Here is a 21,201-nt window from a genome sequence, read left to right on the forward strand (position 1 = left end):
AAAAGCAATTTGAAGATTTGAGGATTTGAAAATTTGAAGATGGATTGTTTGGTAGGATTTGTATTGTCGGTCTTTTTTGCATTGTAAATAATATGCAAAAATTGACTTTTGCACTAAAATACTTGCTGCCAAATTATCCATCTTTGCGTTATGGCAGAGGATTTAAACATAACCACATCAACCGATAAAACCGAACAATATACCACATTGCTACCCCAGATAGCAGCTTTGCTTGATGGCGAAACCGATTTAGTGGCCAACCTGGCCAATATCAGCGCAGCTTTAAAAGAACAGTTTAAATGGTTTTGGGTTGGTTTTTATATGGTAAAAAACGACGAACTTGTTTTAGGCCCGTTTCAGGGCCCGGTTGCCTGTACCCGTATTAAATTGGGCAAAGGCGTTTGCGGTGCGGCATGGGAGCAGGCCAAAACATTGATAGTGCCGGATGTTGAAGAATTTCCCGGGCATATTGCATGCAGCTCGCTTTCCCGGTCGGAGATTGTGGTGCCGGTATTTAATAACGATTTAGCAGTAGGCGTGCTGGATGTTGACAGCGAATTGCTGGATCAGTTTGATGAAACCGATGCTTTGTTCCTGGAGCAAATAGTAAAGCTGATTAAATTTTAATGAGCCGGATTTATATCATTCCGGGCCTTGGTGCCGACACCCGGATTTATAAGAATATCGACTTGCACGACCATGAAGTTATCCCGATAAACTGGATAGAGCCCGGCAAAGCTGATACTTTAGCTATGTACGCCCAAAAGCTTATAGATCAATATAATATAAAACCTGATTCAATAGTGATTGGCAATTCGTTGGGAGGAATGCTCGCGGTAGAAATTGCCAAAATCGTGCCTATGAAAAAGGTGATCCTGATATCCAGTATCAAAACCAGTGACGAGGCTCCAGGCTATTTTAGCTTTTTCAGAAATGTGCCGATTCAAAAACTCATTTCGGGTAAACTGATGACCTCGATGGGGCCCATGATCAGGCCGGTGTTCGGGGGGATGGCTAAAGGTGATGCAAGGGTGTTCATGGAGATGTTGAAAGGTACTTCACCGGTGTTTATCGAGTGGGCAATGAGTGCTATTTTAGCATGGAAAAATGATATTATCCCACCAAATACCTACCACATTACCGGCGATAAAGATTTGTTTTTTGATTACAAAAAAATAAAGAATGCTACCATTGTAAAAGGCGGTACGCACATTATGATTTTTGATAAAGCAGCAGAAATAAACAAATTATTAAAACCAATCCTTTATCAACAATGAAACTAAATGAGGATTATTACCTCGGGAATGACGTAGTTGCCATCAGTAAAAACCTGCTTGGTAAGTACTTATTTACCTGTATAGACGGTGTAACCACCGGAGGTTATATTGTTGAAACAGAAGCTTATAACGGAGTTATTGATAGGGCTTCTCATTCCTATGGCAACCGTATAACCCCGCGTACCAAAACCATGTTTATGCAGGGCGGTATAGCATACGTTTATCTGTGCTATGGCATTCACGAAATGTTTAACATAGTTACTTCTGTTGAGGGCACACCTCATGCCATCCTTATTCGTGCAATAAATCCTACTGAAGGCATTGAGGCCATGCAGGTTAGGCGCAACATGCCAGTGCTCAAACCGACTATCACGGCCGGGCCGGGCTCGGTGGCTAAGGCTCTGGGTATCTCCCGAAATATCAATGCGATAAGCCTCCAAAGCGATACGCTTTGGATAGAGGACCGTGGACTCAATTTTCCAGGTGAGCAAATTACAATTGGCCCCCGGATTGGTGTAAGTTATGCCGGCGAGGATGCTTTTTTACCTTATCGTTTTTATGTAAAAGGCAATAAATACGTGAGTAAACCCAATAAATAACCCGGTTTAAAATGCCTTTTTTGTAATATTGGGCGATGAATTACCAAAACAGCTTAGCATTTGCAATTGAACAGGACGAACTTGATCCACTAAAGGAGTTCAGAGATCGCTTTTTGATCCCGAAACATAATGGAGAGGATGCCATCTATCTTTGTGGTAATTCCCTTGGCCTGCAGCCAAAATCTGCAGCTCAATATGTGGCCGATCAAATGGCAAACTGGCAAAACCTTGCGGTTGAAGGCTGGTTCCAGGGAAGTGACCCCTGGCTGGAATACCACAAGCCGCTTGCAAAGTCGGTGGCTGCTATAGTCGGTGCAAATGAAAATGAAGTAGCTGTTATGAATTCGCTTACAGTAAATCTTCACTTATTGATGGTAAGTTTCTATAAGCCAGATAATAAAAAATTTAAAATCATCATGGAAGGCGGCGCTTTTCCGTCAGATCAGTATGCCATGGAAAGCCAGGTGAAGTTTCATGGTCTTGATCCTAAAGATGCCATTGTAGAAATTTTTCCGCGTGAGGGCGAAGTAACTTTACGTACCGAAGATATCGTAAATTGCATAAATGAGCACGCTGATGAATTGGCTTTAGTAATGTTTAGTGGAATAAACTATTACACCGGCCAGTTTTTTGATTTACCGGCGATAACTAAGGCTGCACACAATGCCGGCGCCTATGCCGGGTTCGATTTGGCGCATGCTGCCGGAAACGTGCCGTTGAAGCTGCACGAGTGGGGAGCCGATTTTACCTGCTGGTGCTCGTATAAATATATGAATTCCGGCCCGGGAGGCATTAGCGGGATATTTGTACATCAAAAACATTTTAAAGATAAGGAAATGAACCGCTTTGCCGGTTGGTGGGGCTACCGAGCCGATAAACGCTTTTTGATGGCCCCCGGCTTCGATCCGGCATCCGGTGCCGATGGCTGGCAGGTGAGTACCAGCCCCATAATTCTTTTGGCTTTGTTTAAGGCCTCTATGGCGATTTTTGACGATGCGGGCTATATTGACAATCTCCGTAAGAAAAGCGTTGCGCTAACGGGCTATTTGGAGTTTCTGATCAAGGAGGTTAATAAAGATTTGGGGGATAATGTTTTTAATATTATTACACCGGCAGATGAAGCTAATCGGGGCTGCCAGCTATCGATAATTTGCAGCCGGAATGCCAAAGCTATTTTTAACTACCTGGCCGACAATGGTGTAATTGGCGACTGGCGTGAACCGGATGTGATTCGGTTAAGTCCCGTTCCATTATATAATTCTTTCCAGGACGTTTACAACACGGCAAAACACCTGGCAAATGCCATTGAAGCCGTAAAATAGATTATTGATACATGGTTTACTACAATCCCAAAGAGTGGTTTTCTTTTATTTTTAAGCTTAACAAGGCCGATACACTACGTGAGCTTCTGCCGCTGATTATCGCAGTTAGCGCCTATGCGGGTGCAGTAATTTATTTACTGATAGACTTCTGGCATTTACAAGACAGTAGCCTGCTCAAAAAAGTAAGTTTTGTACACCAAACCGTAGGGTTTGTGTTATCGTTATTACTGGCCTTCCGGATAAACTCGGCTTATGACCGTTGGTGGGAAGGCAGGAAAGTATGGGGTAGCCTAACCAATAGCAGCCGTAACCTGGCTATTAAATTAAAATTCCTGATTGGCGAAGAGGAATGGGCGTTTTTCAACTACCTGATTCCGTTATATGCAAGAGTGTTACGAAATCATCTCCGGGATATTTATATACCAGAAGAACAAGCTTTTGTTGTTATCGATGCCGAAAAACATGTGCCTAACCAGGTGGCATCTGCCATTATCGGGCGTATTTATGAACTTAACAAACAGGGTAATATCAACCCGGAGCAATTATTTAGCATAATTACCGAAATTACTTCATTTACAGATATTTGCGGTGCATGTGAAAGGATCAGAAAAACCCCGATACCGTTCTCATACAATGTATTTATCAAGAAGTTCATCTTTACTTATATCATGACGCTTCCATTTACATGGGCGTTTGAGATGAAATATCTTGCTATACCAATTATTGGTTTTGTATTATTTGTTTTTGCCAGCATTGAGTTATTGGCCGAAGAAATTGAAGACCCGTTTGGATATGATGCCAATGACCTTCCCTTAGATAATATTTGCGAAAATATCCAGAAACACGTAGGGGAGATCCTAGGTTGAATAATATGTTTAAAATAGCCTTCGACCCGATATATGCTCATCCGCTGCCCGAAGGGCATCGTTTCCCGATGTTGAAGTATGAATTGATTCCGGCACAGCTATTACATGAAGGGATTATTAAACCCGACGATATTTTCTCGCCGGGACTGTTATCAGATGATATTATAATCAAAACTCATGATAAAGGCTACTGGAAACAACTCCACGATTTAACACTCCCATCAAAAGAACAGCGGCGAATAGGCTTCCCATTATCGGCACAACTGGTTGAGCGTGAAGTAAGAATCGCTAAAGGAACTATTGATGGTTGTTTAGCCGCTTTAAATAACCGGATTGCTTTTAATGTAGCCGGTGGCACACATCATGCCGGTACAAACTGGGGCGAAGGATTTTGTATGTTGAACGACCAGGCTATTGCTGCTAACTATTTATTAAATAGTAACTTATCAAATTCTATTTTAATTATCGATTTAGATGTACACCAGGGAAATGGCACTGCGCAGATATTTGAAAAAGAAGCCAGGGTATTCACATTTTCGATGCATGGTGATAGAAATTTCCCTTTCAGAAAAGAACGGTCGGATCTTGATATTCCATTAGCAGATGGGGTTGGAGATGAAGAATACCTGGATATCTTACATAAAACACTGCCAAAGTTAATCAGTACACATAAACCGGACTTTGTTTTTTACCTGTCGGGTGTTGACATTTTGAGTACCGACAAACTGGGCAAGTTATCCCTTAGCAAAAATGGCTGTAAAAAACGCGACAGATTTGTTTTTGAACAATGTATCAACAATAATTTGCCGGTGCAGGTAAGCATGGGAGGAGGCTATTCGCCACAGATCAAAGATATCGTGGATGCACATTGCAATACCTTTAAGGCAGCAATCGATTTGTACTTTTAATCTTTTGCAGGTATCGGTATCGTTATATCCCTATGCCGTTTACTGATCAAATTGAACCTAAAAAAAAGCAGCACAGAGGCAATAGCCAGGCCCAGCACAAGTCCGTACCAAACCCCATAAACGCCCATTTTTAATTTTACGCCAAGTAAGTAACCAATTGGCAAACCGCCTACCCAATAAGCCAGAAAGGTGATAAACGTGGGAATATTTACATCGCCCATTCCACGTAATACGCCCAGGCCAACAACCTGCGTTCCATCAAAAAGCTGAAAAAAGGCAGCTATGATCAATAATTGCGAAGCTATAATAATAACGTCTTTGTCGGAGGTTATGATCCAGGGTAAATAATTTCGACCAAGAGAAAAAATAACTGCTGTTATACCCATCAATATCAATACGATATGATAATTAGATATAGCGGCAAGGCGCAGGTTTTTGTGATCGTTAACACCAAAATAGTTGCCCGATTTTATCGCAGCGGCAGCTGATACACCGGTGGCCATCATATATGTAGCCGAAGCCAGGTTAAGCGCAACCAAATGCGCAGCCTGTTGGTTTACACCAATGGTGCCTATTAAAATAGATGCACCGCCAAAGGCACTAACCTCAAAAATGTATTGCAGGGCAACCGGAGCACCAATTTTTAAGATTCGCAAGCCACGCAAACGATCGATATTTTTGACGGCAAAATTCTTTAAATAACCTTTAAATATGGGGGATTTGAATACATAGATGGCCATTACAATTGCCATAACACAACGATCAATCAGTGTGCTGTACCCAACTCCTTTTATACCCATAGGGTGAATACCGAACAAGCCTTTAACAAATATGACCCCAAGGCATATATTGATTACATTGCCCCAAATAGATATTTTCATGGCCTGTTTGGTAAAGCCCAAACCCTCGGCAAACTGCTTAAATGTGTTGAAAATAAGTAGCGGAATAATGGACAAGCTTAGCAGGAAAAGATAAGGTGTAGCCGTTTTTACAACTGATGGCGCCTGCCCAAGATGGCCAATTAACGGCAAAGTACCAAAGTATATAACCGAAAATAAGACAATGCCGGTCAGGAGGTTTAACATTAAACTATTTGATAGTAATAAACCACACTCCTTAAAATCCTTGCGCGCATTGTTTTGAGCGATGAGCGGGGTTAAGCCATATGATATCCCCATACCAACAACAAGTGGTATCATAAACAAGCTGTTTACCAACGAAACTGCAGCTAAGGATACTTTATTTGTAAAATGGCCAATAATAATTGAATCTGATATCTGAACCATAATATGGCCAAGTTGCGATATCATTACCGGAATGGCCAGCTTTAAACTCTCGCTATAAAATGGGCGGTATTTATGGTATATGGCTTTCATCACTTATTTGCAGGGGTGCAAAAGTAACGATTGGTGGCGACAAAAGAACAACCTAACAGGCCGTATAATATTCCTCTTTTTCGGTTGTGTTTATACGAATAAGCCCCGACAGAATAAGATCAACCAGGATGCGTTGTGTACGTCTGCGTCCCATCTTCAGCAATTCGCTACACTCTTTGATAGTTATCCGGTTTGACTTCTCCAGATGGCTGAGAAGCGTTTTTTCATTATCTGAATACTCTATCAAAACGCCTTGATCGCTTGCCGATCTTTTAAGCACCTCCAGCACAATTTTACTGGCTAATACACTTTTATCTTTTACCCTTACATAAGCCCACCATTTGCCATCATCTGCAAGGGCATAATGTGGCTTAAGATCACTGGCTGGGATATCTACTACCAAAACCATTTTATCATCAACATAAATTTCTTCAAAAGTAGGCTCCAGTGCAGGCCTGATGAACATGTGGGCGGCCCGCGTAATCATGTAACGCTCTTCATCTTCGGATTTTACGCCTTTTATGGTGCCGTCGTCAGCAACGCCAATTAATAATTTGCCGCCTTTATTATTGGCAAACGATACCATAGTACGGGCTATCTTTTCGCAGCTGGTAATAGTTTTTTTAAAGTCGAGCTTAACACCCTCGCCCTCAAAAATCAGTTTTTTTATATTCATTATAAGCTCCGGTTCCTTAAACTAATTATTGAGGTTTTATATAAGGCGTAAATATTTCCATCCAGTTTTGGGGCTTGCTTAATTGCGAAAATCCAAACTGTCCGTATAAGCCGTGAGCATCGGCTGTAGCTAACGACCAACGCCTTAATCCTTGTAAATCAGGATGTTTAACTATGGTTTGCATTAGCCATTTCGACAGGTCTTTTTTTCTGAATTCGGGTAAAATAAACACATCGCAAAGGTATGCAAAAGTGGCTTTGTCTGTAATAATCCGCGCAAACCCGGCAAATGTGGTGTGATTGTAAACTCCAAAACACATGGAGTTCTCAATTGCATTTTCAAGTTTTTGCCGTGGAATACCCTGAGCCCAGTAGGAATCGTCATTTAAATAGTTGAATATAACGTCAATAGGTAACAAATTCTTGTCTGTTGATATTATAAAGCCTTTTTCAATAAAAGGTGTATCGTCAATAAAAGTAGTCATCAGCTAAAATTATAAATTCTGATCGATAAAATCGAGGTTTCGCACATAAACCTCATTCATTAATGAAACACATATTTCACCATCTTTATTATAAATGTCAATAGGGTGGTGGCCCGTATATTTTCCGGTACTCTTTAATATGTCCTCAGCCTCAGCGATTTCAGCGTCACCTAAGATGATTTTAAAACGTAAATCAGTTGAACCAGGCTTTAAATACTGTATAGTAGATGATTTTGACCATACTCGTAAGCGATAGCCTTTTTTGATAAAAACCTGGTGAAATAACAGCGGATAAAACGGATCGGCGGCAGCGAAAATGGTACCGCCAAAAATTGAGTTATTATAGTTTTTGTTTAAAAAACTCTTTTTGATTTTTACTTCCACCCCTTTAAAATCTTTATCAAATTGCACAACCCAAATTCTTTGAAAAAGGAGGGGAGGGTAAATGCGCAATGCCCACTTTAATAGGTGCTCGGATACAACCATATTTTTAAATATCTGGATTTTATGGTAAAATAGTTCAATAATGGAGTAAAAACTGACAGTTTAATTTCAATTTATTTCAAAAAATTTCATTTTACACGCAAACTTGTTTAAACAATGTAGGATTTGTCGGGTTAATAAATATGTTCATCAAAACGACAAACGCTATTAAATCAATAACTATGAAAAAGCAAATTTTAAGTTTCGCATTAGTCGCGGCAATGGTAACCGCACTTGCAATAGGATGTAGTTCAACTAAAGACGCCAGTAAAGGAGCCGACAGTACAAAAATGGATTCAACATCTACAACAACTCCGGCACCGGCAGCAACTGACACCGCTAAAACCGACACCACCAAAAAAGATACTTCTAAAAAGATGTAATTATCCATTAAGTTTTACCATAAAAATTTCAAGATATTTCAACGAAAATTCAGGAATTTTTATGGTAAAATTTATTGCGTTTTTGGTAAATCAGGGGCGGTTAAAATGCAGTTTTTATGACCCCGCCGTCGGCCCTTAAAGTAGCGCCATTAGTGGCCGCCGAAAGCGGACTGGCCACATAAGTTACCAGGCTGGCAATTTCATCGGGAGTTATAAAACGTTTGATGAGGGATGTGCCGCGCATGCTGGTGAAAAACTCCTTTTCGATTTCAGCTTCCGTCAGTCCCTGGTCGTTGGCTAAGGCTGTGATAAAGTCGCCAACGCCTTCAGACAAGGTTGGGCCGGGTAATACCGAATTTACCGTAACGGCAGTACCTTTGGTCATTTCGGCCAATCCGCGGGCAATTGCTATTTGTGCCGTTTTGGTCATTCCGTAATGAATCATCTCTGCGGGAATTTGTAATGCCGACTCGCTCGAAATAAAAATGATACGCCCCCAGTTTTTGGCGATCATTTTATCAAAATAGGCTCGTGATAAGCGCACCCCGCTCAGCACATTTACCTCGTAAAATTTAAACCAGTCTTCATCTGTAATTGCCGAAAATTCTTTCGGTTCAAAAATGCCTACATTGTTTACCAGGATGTCAACCTCCGGTAATTGAGTCAACAGGTTTTGAATTTGTTGTTTATCCGAAAAGTCGGCAGCGATGCCTTTAATGTTTTTGTTGCCGGTTTCATTGATCATTTTGTCAACAACCGCATCAACTTTATGTTGATTGCGGCCGTTGATGTATACCTGGGCGCCTTCGCCGGCTAATGATTTGGCAATGGCATAGCCGATACCGGCAGTTGAGCCGGTTACCAAAGCAACCTTGCCCTTAAGTTGAAGATCCATATGCTTTGTATTTGTGGTTTTTTGAATTACCAATGCAAGATTAATACATGTTTATAGAACCGCAAGCTTTTAAACTCAAAGATTAAACCACCCTGACAAAAGAATATGTTTATGACTTAAGTATGGATTGTTTTAAACAAAGCTATATACAGTTGTCCGTTCACCACAAATTTGGGGTGTTTCACCACATAAATTATAAGGTATCTGTTTGGTTCATTTACCTTGAGGTAAAAGAAAAAATGCCCCCCGCATATTTAAAATTTCAACTGGCTGCTCACTTTGGCACGTTGTGGGGGGCATCAATCCTTGTTCCTTACATGTACTATAATAAACGCAACGGCAATTATCTCGTTCCTGACGATAAAACCCCGGTAAGCACCTGGGAGTACTTTTTCCAGGGAAATTTCAGGTACGATATCGTCGTTGTTGTGGCGTTGTTTACTATTTATGCTTTATTTATATCATTCAAGTACAGTAACGGTTACCGACGATTTATTTTGGGCATCGTGGTAAATGCGGTGGGTAGCTTTTTGAAAATCGATATCGGTGGCCTGGTAAATATCCACAAACTTTTGCGGATTACGGTCAACCAACGGGAACCAGGAGTTTTGTACCTGGATCATTATCCGGTGGCCTTTCCTGAAAGTGTGGCCTACATCCGGCAGCGCATATTTCACTTCCGTTACTTTGCCCGGTATAAAAGCTTCGGGTTTTTCGAACGAGTTACGGAAGCGGCCCCTAAAAACTTCGCCCCGGATCAGCATCTGGTAACCGGCAAGGGTAACATTTTTAGGGTTGGGGTTTGCATTGGGGTAATTATCAGGGAAAACATCAATCAGCTTTACCACATAGTCGGCATCGGTACCGGTTGTTGATGCAAACAAATCGGCCATTACAGGGCCTGTTAGGGTCATATCTTCGGTAAGGGTATCTGTTTGGTAAACCTTAACGTCAGGTCTGCGGCCAGCAAAACGTTGGTCGTCCAGCATGTATTCGCGTGTACGGCCTTTTTGTATACCGTCCTGGTAGGGCACCGGTGCATTCGGGTCGCTCACATACTCGTCAAAGCTATCGGTTGCCGATGGAGCAGTGAATGATAGCTTGCCATTAGGCTGAAAGTAAAGTGTTTTTTCGGTAGTGTTTTTTGGCGGCCATGTTTCAAACTTTTTCCACTGGTTGCTGCCGGTTATGAATATGCTGGCCTCGGGTAATTCCATTTTGCCTTCATCTTTCAAATAGTAGTTAAAAAATGGAAGCTCAATATTTTCACGGAACCATTCGGCTGTATTCGACCCAAAATTCTGATCAGCAAAAAGCGTTGCATCTTTGCTCTCCCATCCGCCGTGGAACCATGGACCCATAACCAGCATGTTTTTATGACTTTGCGGGTTTTGTTTTTCCAGTGCATCATACACATGCAAGGCACCAAAGCAATCTTCGGCGTCAAAAAAGCCTCCGACAGTCATGGTAGCCGGTTTAATGTTGACTAAGTGCGGACGGATGTTCATTGCTTTCCAAAACTCATCATAATTAGGGTGCGACATTAAATCGTTCCAGAATTTGATAGAATCGCCCATGTATTTCTTTTTGAAATTGGGCAAAGCGCCCATTTCCAGGTAAAATTTGTAGTTATCCTTAAATACTGGTTTAATATTGCTTTTAAATTCTTTTGGCGTAATAGGCTTGGGACGGGGGATGCCAAAACCAGTATAAAAGTTAAATGCATCCATCATCATAAACGCTCCGTTGTGGTGAAAATCGTCGCCTATAAACCAATCGGTAACCGGGGCCTGTGGCGATACAGCCTTTAGTGCAGGGTGTGCGTTTGGCAACGAGGCACTGGAATAAAAGCCCGGGTAGGAGATACCTTCAATACCAACACGGCCATTGTTGTTGGGCAGGTTTTTTACCAACCAATCAATGGTATCATAGGTATCGGTGCTTTCGTCAATATCGGTTTTGCTTTTTTTCTTATCTAATATAGGGCGTACGTCTACATAGTCGCCCTCACTCATCCACCGGCCACGCACATCCTGGTAAACAAAAATATACCCTGCCCTGGCAAACAACATATTTTGACCAAGCGTGCGCCTGTATTCGTTTTCCCCATAAGGGGCAACGGTATACGGTGTACGCGTCATCATGATGGGGTACTTTTTTGATTGATCTTTAGGCAGGTAAATGGAAGTGAAAAGTTTTTTACCGTCGCGCATGGTAATGTACTTTTCCATCTTGTTGTAGTTGTCCTTGATGTAGGTGGCATCGTCAGTTGGCGGGGCTGTTTGTGCTCCCGCGAGCGAACAGCATAAAGCAAGCCCTAAACAGAGTAGCAGTTGTTTCATAAGTCAGTCAGTTAATTTAAACTGCAATTTAATGAATAAAGCCAGGTTTAGGCTGTTTGCCAACTTAATTGTTACAATGAGCCCGAAAATTATGCACAGCAAAACCGGCTAATCTGTTCTCAAATTGGCTGTTTTTTCTTCTACTGGTTATTATTTACCATCGTACGCATCCTGCAAATCCTTAACTATAAGCTTATCCATTTTCATCATGGCTTGCATCGCTCTTGCCGAGCCTTCACGGTCGGCGCCATATAGTACTTTGGTTAGGGTATCGGGTACTATCTGCCACGATAGACCAAATTTATCTTTCAGCCATCCGCAACGTGATTTTTCGCCCCCTTCGGATAGCTTTTCCCAAAAGTAATCTACTTCTTCCTGGTCTTTGCAATCAACAAATAGCGATATAGCTTCATTAAATTTAAACATGGGGCCGCCGTTAAGCGCCATAAATTGCTGGCCCGCCAATGTGAAGGTGCCTGTCATTAGTCTGCCTGTTTTGCCGGGCGCTGCATCGCCATACCGGGCAAGGTCGCCAACGGCTGATCCTTCGAACACAGCGATATAAAAGTTGATGGCTTCTTCGGCATTATTGTCGAACCATAAAAACGGGGTGATTTTTTGTCTGATTTCCATAAATAGTCGGGTTGTTAAATTGATTTGAATGATCAAATGTAGCTGTAAACAGGCTTTATTGATGCGGGTTGATCATGACATTTTTAGGGGGTGATAATGAAAGTAAGCATAGCTAAGTTTAGGCAAATTTGGCCCCAAAACCGCCTTTGTTTAATTTTAGGTTGTTTTTGGGGCTTGTGAAATTTTGATTAGCTTTAAAGCACCAACATCTTAAACATCATATGATAACACGATTCATAAAATGGATAGCGCCGGTAGTTATCGCAGCGCTTTTTTTTGCCTGTAAGCAACCCCCAATTTCGCAGCCGGGCGATGTTACTTTAAGCAGCTATTTTAGCGATACCACCGGTGGTGTTAAAACAGGTGGCGTTCAAATAGTAACTATCAATACGCCCAAAGGCAAGTTCAACGTTTGGACAAAAAAACTGGGTAATAACCCTAAAATTAAGTTACTGCTGCTTAACGGCGGCCCTGGCGCCACACACGAATACTTTGAGTGTATGGAGAGCTTTTTGCCGGCCGAAGGCATTGAATTGATTTATTATGATCAGCTCGGTTGCGGCAATTCCGACAATCCTAAAGATACCTCCATGTGGAGCCTGCCCCGTTATGTTGAGGAGGTAGAACAGGTACGCCAGGCCTTAAAGCTGGATAGCAGCAATTTTTACCTGCTTGGCCATTCGTGGGGCGGTATCCTGGCTATGGAGTATGCGCAAAAGTACCAGCGTAATTTAAAAGGCCTTATCATTTCAAATATGATGATGAGCGTACCTGCTTATGGAAAGTATGCCGATGAAGTGTTGGCAAAGCAACTTGATCCTAAAATTTTGGCGCGCATAAGGGCTATTGAAGCTAAGGGTGACTTTGAAAACCCGGAATACATGGCTTTGTTGATGCCGAATTTTTATGTTAAACATATTTGCCGTATCCCGCTTGACCAATGGCCCGAGCCGGTTAACCGTTCATTTGCCAAAATGAACCAGTCCTTATATGTAACTATGCAAGGCCCAAGCGAATTTGGTGTTGCCGGTAAGCTGGTTAAATGGGATAGGATGGCCGATTTGCCCAAAATAGATGTACCAACGCTAAGCATAGGCGGTCAATATGATACTATGGACCCGAAGCACATGGAAAAAGTATCTCAGCTGGTGCAAAACGGCAGTTATTTATATTGCCCCAACGGCAGCCATATGAGCATGTATGATGACCAGCAAACTTACATGACCGGCCTTATTAAATTTATAAAAGGAGTGGATGCAGGCGAAAAGAAGATAAAACTATAATCACTTTCAGATTCAAAATGCAACGCCCTGAGCCTTTACCTGCCGGGGCGTTTTGCTTTGTAGCTAATTGAATGCAAACCGGCATCCGCTTTTTATGTTATTATATGGTTTTTAAACAGCCACCCGTTAAACGTTTTAGCAAAAAAACGCGGCTATCGCTATCGGGAATAGTTTTAAAATAAGACATTTGCTATACCACTATTTATAAACACATTTACATACCTATTGAAAAATGAGATTTTTATTTGACCATAAATTAAAAATAAGTGCCTGTTTATTTGCTCTGCTCACAAGTTTTAACGCCACAGTCCAGGCACAGCAAGCCAGCCAAAAAACTCAGAAAGACGAAGTAGACTTTGTTAATCCTTTAATAGGTACAGCCATTACCGGTTTTGCCAAGGGCCTTGATGGTGGTGGCACTATGCCATGCGTAAATGTGCCCTTCGCCATGACCAACTTTGTTGCGCAAACCGGCGAAAGCAAAATGGGCCGTATGTGTTACCAATACGAAGACAAAACCGTTATAGGTCTGCTGGCCACCCATCAGCCAACTGTTTGGATGGGCGACTATGGTTATGTATCTATTATGCCCCAGGTTGGTAACCTGCGTGTATTACCCAACGAACGCAAATTAACTTACAATCATAAAGACGAGATAGCAAAGCCGTACTACTATTCGGTTAAGCTAAAGGCTGATAATAAAACGTTTATCAAATCAGAAATAGCGGGGGCGAATACCTGCGGCATGTTCCGGTTTACTTTCCCGGCTGCCGAAAAGGCACACCTTATTATCCAGGGCATAAACCTTAACCCGCAGCTTAAGGATTGGGCAAATGATTATGAGCCCAGACTTAAAAAGTTAAAGGGCTACGTGCATGTTGATACTATCAATAATGAAATTACCGGCTACAATCCCGATAGGCAATCAGCCCAGATAGGCCCCGAGCTTAAAAACTTCAAGGGTTATTTTATCATCAGGTTTGATAAACAGATCCGTAAATACGGCACCTGGGATAAAAATGTCATCAAAAAGGGCAGTAAGGAACAATTCGGCACCCGTATGGGCGCATTTATTTCTTTTAAAACAATAGCCAATACCCAGATCAAAGTAGCCGTGGCTACCTCATTTATCAGTATCGACCAGGCCCGCCACAATCTGAAAAAAGAAATTCCGGATTGGGATTTTGAGAAAGTGGTAAAGGATACCCGCGATAACTGGCAGCAGCAACTAAAGGTACTCCAGGTAAATGGCATCACTAACGAGCAAAGAACTATATTTTATACAGCGCTATATCATACATTATTGTTTCCAAGGCAATTTTCGGAGTATGGCAGGTATTACAGCGCGTTTGACGATAAAGTACATAGTGGAATTTCTTATAACGATTATTCACTTTGGGATACTTTCCGGGCTTTACACCCTTTGTTAACGCTGACTCAGCCCGAGCGGGTAAACGGTATGGTGAAATCCTTATTACAAATGTACCAGGAGGGCGGCTGGATGCCCATGTGGCCAAACCCAACCTATACTAATATTATGATAAGCACCCATGCTGATGCTGTGGTAGCCGATGCTTATGTAAAAGGGTTCCGGGGATATAGCACCAAACTGGCTTATGAGGCCATGCATAAAGATGCTTTTACAGCGCCCGACGGCGATACACAAAAAAAATGGGGCGACCGCGATTTGTGGACGAGCTTTGAAGCCCGCGGCGGCCTTACCAACTACCATAAACTGGGCTACGTTCCCGTTGATAAAACCCGTGAATCGGTTTCACGGACTATTGAGTATGGCATCGACGATTACTGTGTGGCCCAGGTAGCCAAAGCATTGGGCAAGGATGATGATTATAAACAGCTGATGGCCTGGAGCCAGAACTATAAAAACGTATATAACAGTGCTACAGGATTCATGGCGCCGCGCAACGCCAACGGACAATGGTCGGCCAAGCCGGATAGCGGATTTACCGAAGGCACCAAGTGGACTTATACCTTTGGCGCCATGCATGATGTGCCGGGCATGATAGCCCTTATGGGCGGCGAAAAAGCTTTTGCCGATAAACTATCCCATAACTTTACCGATGGCCACTACCGGGCCGATAATGAGCCGGGACACCACTATATATACCTGTTTAACTATTGCGGTATGCCCTGGAAAACTCAGGAACTGGTAAGGCAAAACGTGGGCTGGCAAAATTACCGCAACGCCCCGGTAGGCATCAACGGCAATGATGATTGCGGCCAGACATCGGCCTGGTATATTTTTAGCACCATGGGTTTTTACCCCGTAACACCGGCATCGGGTATGTACAGTATTGGCGCGCCGCAATTCCCTTATATTGCCCTAAGCCTGCAAAATGGCAATAAGCTGGTTATTAAAGCAACCGACCTATCGGCACAAAATAAATATGTGAAGGCAGTTACTTTTGATGGCCAGCCCATAAAAAACCACATGATATCGCACGAGCAGATAAGCCACGGGGGTACATTGGAATTTAAGATGACAAGTGTGCCCCAAAAAGATTGATACGATGAGCGGATATGCAGATGTGCAGATTTCAGGTGTGCAGATTTTTTTTCTATAGCATGGTCTGTACAGAATATCAGAGAAGAATTTAGATAAGTCACGGTTGATGAAAGAATTTATAAAAGATCAATTGAAGGTTGAAGCGTCGGGCAGCCGGCACCTGATGGCCATAGCGGCTGCAAATGCTGTCGCTAAAAAAATAATCGAACTGCTAAAAGCAAAGCAATTCGTTAATGTCATTTTCGCGGCGGCCCCGTCACAAAATGAGTTTTTGGATGAATTGCTGAAACGGGATATAGATTGGACAAGGATCAGGGCTTTTCACATGGATGAATACCTTAACCTGGATGCGGACGCGCCGCAGGGTTTTGGCAATTTTTTAAAAGAACGACTGTTTTGCAAAGTGCCTTTTAAGGCGGTACATTATCTTAACGGCAACGCTGCCAATGCGGAGCAGGAGTGCCTGCGCTATGCAGACTTGCTAAACCAATTCCCTCCGGATGTTGTTTGCCTGGGCATCGGCGAAAATACGCACCTTGCTTTCAACGATCCGCATGTGGCCGATTTTAATGATCCCCTGTTGGTTAAAATTGTCGATCTGGACAATGTCTGCCGTGTGCAACAGGTAAATGATGGCTGTTTTGCCAGGATAGAAGATGTACCCACCCATGCCTTAACGCTCACTATCCCCGCATTGGTAAACACGCCTTTTGCTTTTGCCGTTGTGCCCGGCGAAAAAAAGGCAGATGCGGTTAAACATACTTTAAATGCAGCAATATCAGAAAAATACCCTTCAACAATATTGCGGACACACCCTGATGCTATATTATTTGTTGATGATAAAAGCGGAACGTATATTTAAGCATCCCGTTAAAAAAATAAATTGGGGAAACGAAAGCAGCACCCGCTAAGATTGCGATTCCATGAAAAAATTATTACCCGCTTTATTACTATTAATTAGTTTAAACGCCGTTATGGCGCAGGAGGCAAAATCGCCTTTTGCGGTGCGCGGTTTCCATCTCGATTTGCGCATCCAGGTAATGACCATGCCGGCGCTTAAAGCTTTTGCATTAAAACTAAGCCAAAATGGGATGAACACGCTGGTGATGGAGTGGGAGGGTACTTATCCATTCGAAAAACATCCCTTGATACCCAATCGCTATGCTTACAGCAAGCAGGAAATTAAAAACTTTATCCGCTACTGCGACAGCTTGGGTATTGATGTGATACCGCTGCAACAAAGTTTCGGCCATGTGGAATACATTTTACGGCACCAACGTTATAAAAACCTGCGCGAAGATCAAAAAGATGTATCGCAGGTGTGCCCCTTGGAAACGGATGGGGATAAAGCCCTGTTTACTGATTTGTATACCGAACTTGCCGCCACACATACCTCTAAATATATCCACATCGGCGGCGATGAAACCTACCTGCTGGGGCACGATGCAAAATGTAAGGCCAAAGCCGAAAAGGAAGGTAAATCCAAACTATATACCGACTACATTAAAACGCTATGCGAAATCGTGATTAAGCTGGGCAAGCGCCCCGTGCTTTGGGCCGATATCGCGCTGAAATATCCCGATGCCATTAAATCGCTGCCCAAAGAAACCGTTTTTGTAGATTGGAACTATGGCTGGGATATGAGCTATTTTGGCAACCATCAAAAGTTGATGGAAAGCGGTTTCGAAATCTGGGGATCGCCGGCAATCCGCTCGAGCCCGGATAATTATAACCTCACCCTTTGGGAAAAACACCTGAAAAATATCAGCAATTTTATACCGGCTGCAAGCAAGTTGGGCTATAAAGGGATGATCATGACGTCGTGGTCAACATCCGGCCAGTATTCGGCAGTGTATGAATCAGAAGCGGATATGGCCGAGCTGTATGCCATCAGGCACGTGTACCCACTGTCGGGGTTCAATATGTCTATAGCTGCCTATTTCGAAGCAGTTAAAAGTAACCAGCCTTTAAATATCACCAACTTTGTGTACGGCTACGGTCAAAACCAGTTCGGGTTTGATAGGGCCGGGGCCATTTCATTTTGGGAAGCACTTAAAACAGCACCTTATGAAATACAACAGGGCGAGGTGAAATCGCCCGCACCGCTATCGGTTCAGCAATTGCTGGATAGCTGCACCATTGCCCGGCAAAAGTTTTACGCGCTAAAGCCAACAAAAAACAAGGAGGAGTTTGAGCATTTTAAATTAATGGCCGATATCAGGGTATATTACCTCACTTACCAGGCTATCGAGAAGCAGGTTAATGAGGCGTCGTTTGATAATGCGCAAAAGACTGCAGTAATTGCTGCGTTAAAGCAACTGTTGGCTACATCAAAAAATCTGGATGACAGGTTTGAACAATTGAATAAAGATTTCCTGGCCCCGTCGGCTATCCAGGTGGAAAACGACTTGCGTAATATGAAAGTGACAGGGTTATTTGATAGGCTGGCAGGAGCTAAATAATTTAATATCACTTGCTACCGCGAGGTTTCACCTCGTGGTTAAACATGGTTTCAGCTTTCAGCTGAAATACACTTAACAGGCCTGATGAAACCGGCACGCAAACGTTTGACCGCTTTTTATTTATTCTTATTCTCGATCAGCTGCGATTCTATAATGATTTTATAATAGGCGCTTTGCTCATTACTGCCCTTATCCTGGTGATGGAGCAAGTCCATCAGGATATCAGCAGCTTTTTGCCCCTGCAGGTAGGGGAATTGCTCAACCGAGGCTGTCGGGATGTTTTCCATATAATTGATCAACGGTAAATTGGCGTAGCTTACAAATTCAATGTCTTTATTTATCCTGATGCCGAGCTTTCGTGCGTGTTTAATAGCAAATAAGGCTACATAGTCGTTAAACGTAACAATGGCAGTTGGTTTTCTTTTGTTGGCCAACAACTCGTCGAAAGCTTTTTTTGTGCCCTCCTCCGTTAAATCGCAGGATACAATAAGTGAGGGGTCAAATTTTAGCCGGTTTTTGGTCATGGCCTTAATGTAGCCTTCTTTTCGTTCGCCGGTAGCCACCATAGTTTGAGGGCCATTGATCATGCCTATGGCACGGTGACCTTTTTTTAACAGGAAACTAACTGCCGCTATAGTGCCAATTTCCATATTACAGGCCACGTAATGGATGTTGGCAATGTTGGGAATTCTATCAAAATAAACTATAGGGATATTATATTTTTTAAGGTTTTCAAAATGCTGAAAAGAAGAAGTGTTTTTGCCTACTGATACCAGCAGCCCATCTACACGGTGATTTTTCATTTTCTCTACCAGTTCTTTTTCTTTCTGCTCATCGTCATGTGATTGTGCAAGCAATACCGTATAATTCTTTTTATAGGCGGTATCTTCAATGGCGCTAATAGCCGATGAAAAAAAGGCTTCAGAAAGTTCGGGCAAAATAACACCAATGGTGCGGGTTTTCCCCTTCTGTAAAAAAATGGCAGTTTGATTTGGCTCGTAGTTTAGTTCGCCGGCCAGTTTCTTAACTTTTACCCTGGTACTAAGTCCGATGCTGGGATGATCATGCAAGGCCCTTGAAACTGTAGATACCGAGATACCAAGTTGTCGGGCTATCTCTTTTATAGTAGTCGGCTTTGATTGCATTATCCTTTTGGTGTACTTGAAATAAAATTAAAGTTAGCAGATTATTATCAAATTATTGCCGGTTTGCAAAGTACTGCAAACGTTTGCGTGCCGTTTTTGGGTTTGTGTAATTTATTTTCACATGCTTAATCACTAATTTCAGCAAAACAAAATGTTTATTAAGAAGCCGGCACATTTATAAAAGGATACCAGTTGGTGTTTGCCGATAACATAATATGAAAAAAACTACAGTAAGCTGCCTTGTCTTTTTAATTGGTTCTTTTATAGCCGCTGTTTCGCTGGCGCAGGTTGCAAACCCCGATGTGCTCAATATAAGGCAGGTAATTCCCTTAGGTGGCAATGCCTGGGTAAACGCGCCCGATACCATTACTGATGAAGGCCTGGTGAATTGGAAAGGCCCTAAATCAACCGCGAACATCTATTTCAGGGTTTCGGTTGCGCAGGATATTAAAATATCGTTGCGGCTACGGGTGCCAAACGGCGAAAGTAAGATCCGGATAAAAGAAGGCGAAAATTATATATTTAAAAAGGTAAGCAACCGGGCTTTTGATACCATTGAGATGGGAACGATTCATTTAAAGCATGCCGGTCATGTTAAAATTGAACTGAAGGGTATGAGTAAAACAGGCGCAGTGTATGCTGATGTAAGCGACCTCATCATCCAAACCAAACAGCCCGATGCCGATATAGCTTATGTAAAACCAGGCAGTTCGTTCCACTTCGGCAGGAGGGGGCCATCGGTGCACCTTAGGTTTACAGTTCCCGATGATAAAAAAACAAAAGTGCGATGGTTTTACAACCAGATAATTGTTCCCAGGGGGCAGGACGTCGTCGGATCATATTTTATGGCAGATGGATTTGGTCAGGGATATTTTGGCATGCAGGTAAATTCGGCTGCCGAACGCCGGGTGTTGTTTTCTGTATGGAGCCCGTTTAATACCGAAGACCCCAAAAGCATTCCCGATAGCATGCGCATTAAATTGGTAAAAGGCGGCGCGGGCGTACACATTGGCGAATTTGGCAACGAAGGATCGGGTGGGCAAAGTTATATGCACTATCCCTGGGAAGCCGGGAAAGCCTACGCCTTTTTGTTAAGCGCCGAACCTGATCCTGCTAAAAATTCAACAACGTTTACGGCTTATTTTGAAGACGTTGCCGCTGGTAAATGGTTCCTGGTGGCCAGCTTTAACCGACCGCAAAAAGCAACTTACCTAACCAGCCTCTATTCTTTTGTAGAGAATTTTGAGCCCGAAAACGGCGATAAAACCCGCAAAGCCCTGTTTACAAACCAATGGATAGGCGATAGTGAAAATAACTGGCAGCAACTTACCCATGCTGTATACACCGGTGACGCTACCGCAAAAGCCAACTACCGGAAAGATTATGCAGGCGGCGTCGAACGAGATAAATTTTACCTGCAAAACGGCGGTTTTTTTGACGGTTTCGTGAAACTGAACACGCCATTCATCAGGGCAGCGGCAGGTGTAAAACCTGTTATTGATATTAATAAATTACCTATTAAATAAAACTGATATATAAC

The 21,201-nt window shown here is 42.7% G+C and carries 20 protein-coding genes; 12 read left to right on the forward strand and 8 right to left on the reverse strand.

What is annotated here, in order from left to right; genetic code table 11:
• Nucleotides 1–150: 150 nt before the first annotated feature.
• The 6 genes from PQ469_RS11140 to PQ469_RS11165 are packed head-to-tail and all read left to right on the forward strand — an operon-like array spanning nt 151 to nt 4,972.
• Complete coding sequence (locus PQ469_RS11140; protein ID WP_274213031.1) at nt 151–627, forward strand: GAF domain-containing protein; 477 nt, start codon at nt 151–153, stop codon at nt 625–627.
• A complete protein-coding gene (locus tag PQ469_RS11145; protein WP_274213032.1) occupies nt 627–1,277 on the forward strand; it encodes an alpha/beta hydrolase in 651 nt (216 codons plus the stop codon). The genes PQ469_RS11140 and PQ469_RS11145 overlap by 1 nt, the downstream gene beginning before the upstream one ends.
• The gene (locus PQ469_RS11150; protein WP_274213033.1) at nt 1,274–1,876 is read left to right on the forward strand and encodes a DNA-3-methyladenine glycosylase; all 603 of its coding nucleotides are present in this window, start codon (nt 1,274–1,276) and stop codon (nt 1,874–1,876) included. Before PQ469_RS11145 ends, PQ469_RS11150 begins: the two co-directional genes overlap by 4 nt.
• 35 nt (nt 1,877–1,911) lie before the next feature.
• Complete coding sequence (kynU, locus tag PQ469_RS11155) at nt 1,912–3,198, forward strand: kynureninase (protein ID WP_274213034.1); 1,287 nt, start codon at nt 1,912–1,914, stop codon at nt 3,196–3,198.
• 11 nt (nt 3,199–3,209) lie between these two features.
• Complete coding sequence (locus PQ469_RS11160; protein WP_274213035.1) at nt 3,210–4,064, forward strand: bestrophin family protein; 855 nt, start codon at nt 3,210–3,212, stop codon at nt 4,062–4,064.
• Nucleotides 4,065–4,069: 5 nt separating this feature from the next.
• Complete coding sequence (locus PQ469_RS11165) at nt 4,070–4,972, forward strand: histone deacetylase family protein (RefSeq protein WP_274213036.1); 903 nt, start codon at nt 4,070–4,072, stop codon at nt 4,970–4,972.
• On the opposite strand, the gene PQ469_RS11170 is transcribed toward PQ469_RS11165, so the two are convergent.
• Genes PQ469_RS11170 through PQ469_RS11185 form a run of 4 tightly spaced genes read right to left on the reverse strand, consistent with a single transcriptional unit; the run spans nt 4,969 to nt 7,919 of the window.
• The gene (locus PQ469_RS11170; RefSeq protein ID WP_274213037.1) at nt 4,969–6,348 is read right to left on the reverse strand and encodes an MATE family efflux transporter; all 1,380 of its coding nucleotides are present in this window, start codon (nt 6,346–6,348) and stop codon (nt 4,969–4,971) included. The two genes, PQ469_RS11165 and PQ469_RS11170, sit on opposite strands and share 4 nt — an antisense overlap.
• Before the next feature lie 52 nt (nt 6,349–6,400).
• Nucleotides 6,401–7,024: an AlbA family DNA-binding domain-containing protein gene (locus PQ469_RS11175; RefSeq protein WP_274213038.1), complete on the reverse strand. Its 624-nt coding sequence runs from the start codon at nt 7,022–7,024 to the stop codon at nt 6,401–6,403.
• 25 nt (nt 7,025–7,049) lie between these two features.
• Nucleotides 7,050–7,508, reverse strand: a complete 459-nt coding sequence (locus PQ469_RS11180) for a GNAT family N-acetyltransferase (RefSeq protein ID WP_274213039.1) — start codon at nt 7,506–7,508, stop codon at nt 7,050–7,052.
• A gap of 9 nt (nt 7,509–7,517) precedes the next feature.
• On the reverse strand, nt 7,518–7,919 hold the full coding sequence (locus PQ469_RS11185) for a DUF4442 domain-containing protein (RefSeq protein ID WP_337993762.1): 402 nt from the start codon (nt 7,917–7,919) through the stop codon (nt 7,518–7,520).
• A gap of 254 nt (nt 7,920–8,173) precedes the next feature.
• On the opposite strand from PQ469_RS11185, the gene PQ469_RS11190 reads away from it, so the two are divergent.
• A complete protein-coding gene (locus PQ469_RS11190; RefSeq protein WP_274213041.1) occupies nt 8,174–8,374 on the forward strand; it encodes a coproporphyrinogen III oxidase in 201 nt (66 codons plus the stop codon).
• Nucleotides 8,375–8,474: 100 nt separating this feature from the next.
• On the opposite strand, the gene PQ469_RS11195 is transcribed toward PQ469_RS11190, so the two are convergent.
• The 3 genes from PQ469_RS11195 to PQ469_RS11205 all read right to left on the reverse strand — a co-directional run bounded on the left by PQ469_RS11195 (nt 8,475) and on the right by PQ469_RS11205 (nt 12,244).
• Complete coding sequence (locus tag PQ469_RS11195) at nt 8,475–9,269, reverse strand: SDR family NAD(P)-dependent oxidoreductase (protein WP_274213042.1); 795 nt, start codon at nt 9,267–9,269, stop codon at nt 8,475–8,477.
• Between the two features lie 461 nt (nt 9,270–9,730).
• Complete coding sequence (locus PQ469_RS11200; protein WP_274213043.1) at nt 9,731–11,611, reverse strand: CocE/NonD family hydrolase; 1,881 nt, start codon at nt 11,609–11,611, stop codon at nt 9,731–9,733.
• Nucleotides 11,612–11,761: 150 nt separating this feature from the next.
• Nucleotides 11,762–12,244 (reverse strand): VOC family protein, encoded by a 483-nt coding sequence (locus PQ469_RS11205; protein ID WP_274213044.1) that lies wholly within the window; start codon nt 12,242–12,244, stop codon nt 11,762–11,764.
• 221 nt (nt 12,245–12,465) lie between these two features.
• Between PQ469_RS11205 and PQ469_RS11210 the strand changes: the two genes are divergently transcribed.
• The 4 genes from PQ469_RS11210 (at nt 12,466) to PQ469_RS11225 (ending at nt 18,516) form a co-directional block, all read left to right on the forward strand.
• Nucleotides 12,466–13,527, forward strand: coding sequence for a proline iminopeptidase-family hydrolase (locus PQ469_RS11210; RefSeq protein WP_274213045.1), 1,062 nt, complete (start codon nt 12,466–12,468; stop codon nt 13,525–13,527).
• A gap of 232 nt (nt 13,528–13,759) precedes the next feature.
• Nucleotides 13,760–16,054 (forward strand): GH92 family glycosyl hydrolase, encoded by a 2,295-nt coding sequence (locus PQ469_RS11215; RefSeq protein ID WP_274213046.1) that lies wholly within the window; start codon nt 13,760–13,762, stop codon nt 16,052–16,054.
• A 106-nt stretch (nt 16,055–16,160) separates the two neighbouring features.
• The gene (locus PQ469_RS11220) at nt 16,161–16,916 is read left to right on the forward strand and encodes a 6-phosphogluconolactonase (RefSeq protein ID WP_274213047.1); all 756 of its coding nucleotides are present in this window, start codon (nt 16,161–16,163) and stop codon (nt 16,914–16,916) included.
• 61 nt (nt 16,917–16,977) lie between these two features.
• Nucleotides 16,978–18,516 carry a beta-N-acetylhexosaminidase gene (locus PQ469_RS11225; protein WP_274213048.1) on the forward strand — a complete coding sequence of 513 codons (1,539 nt, stop codon included), beginning with the start codon at nt 16,978–16,980 and terminating at the stop codon, nt 18,514–18,516.
• A gap of 116 nt (nt 18,517–18,632) precedes the next feature.
• On the opposite strand, the gene PQ469_RS11230 is transcribed toward PQ469_RS11225, so the two are convergent.
• On the reverse strand, nt 18,633–19,661 hold the full coding sequence (locus tag PQ469_RS11230; RefSeq protein ID WP_274213049.1) for a LacI family DNA-binding transcriptional regulator: 1,029 nt from the start codon (nt 19,659–19,661) through the stop codon (nt 18,633–18,635).
• 215 nt (nt 19,662–19,876) lie between these two features.
• Here PQ469_RS11230 and PQ469_RS11235 point away from each other — a divergent pair, with 215 nt between their 5' ends.
• The gene (locus PQ469_RS11235; protein ID WP_274213050.1) at nt 19,877–21,187 is read left to right on the forward strand and encodes a DUF3472 domain-containing protein; all 1,311 of its coding nucleotides are present in this window, start codon (nt 19,877–19,879) and stop codon (nt 21,185–21,187) included.
• Nucleotides 21,188–21,201: the final 14 nt, after the last annotated feature.

This window comes from Mucilaginibacter sp. KACC 22773 (assembly GCF_028736215.1).
GTDB lineage: Bacteria > Bacteroidota > Bacteroidia > Sphingobacteriales > Sphingobacteriaceae > Mucilaginibacter.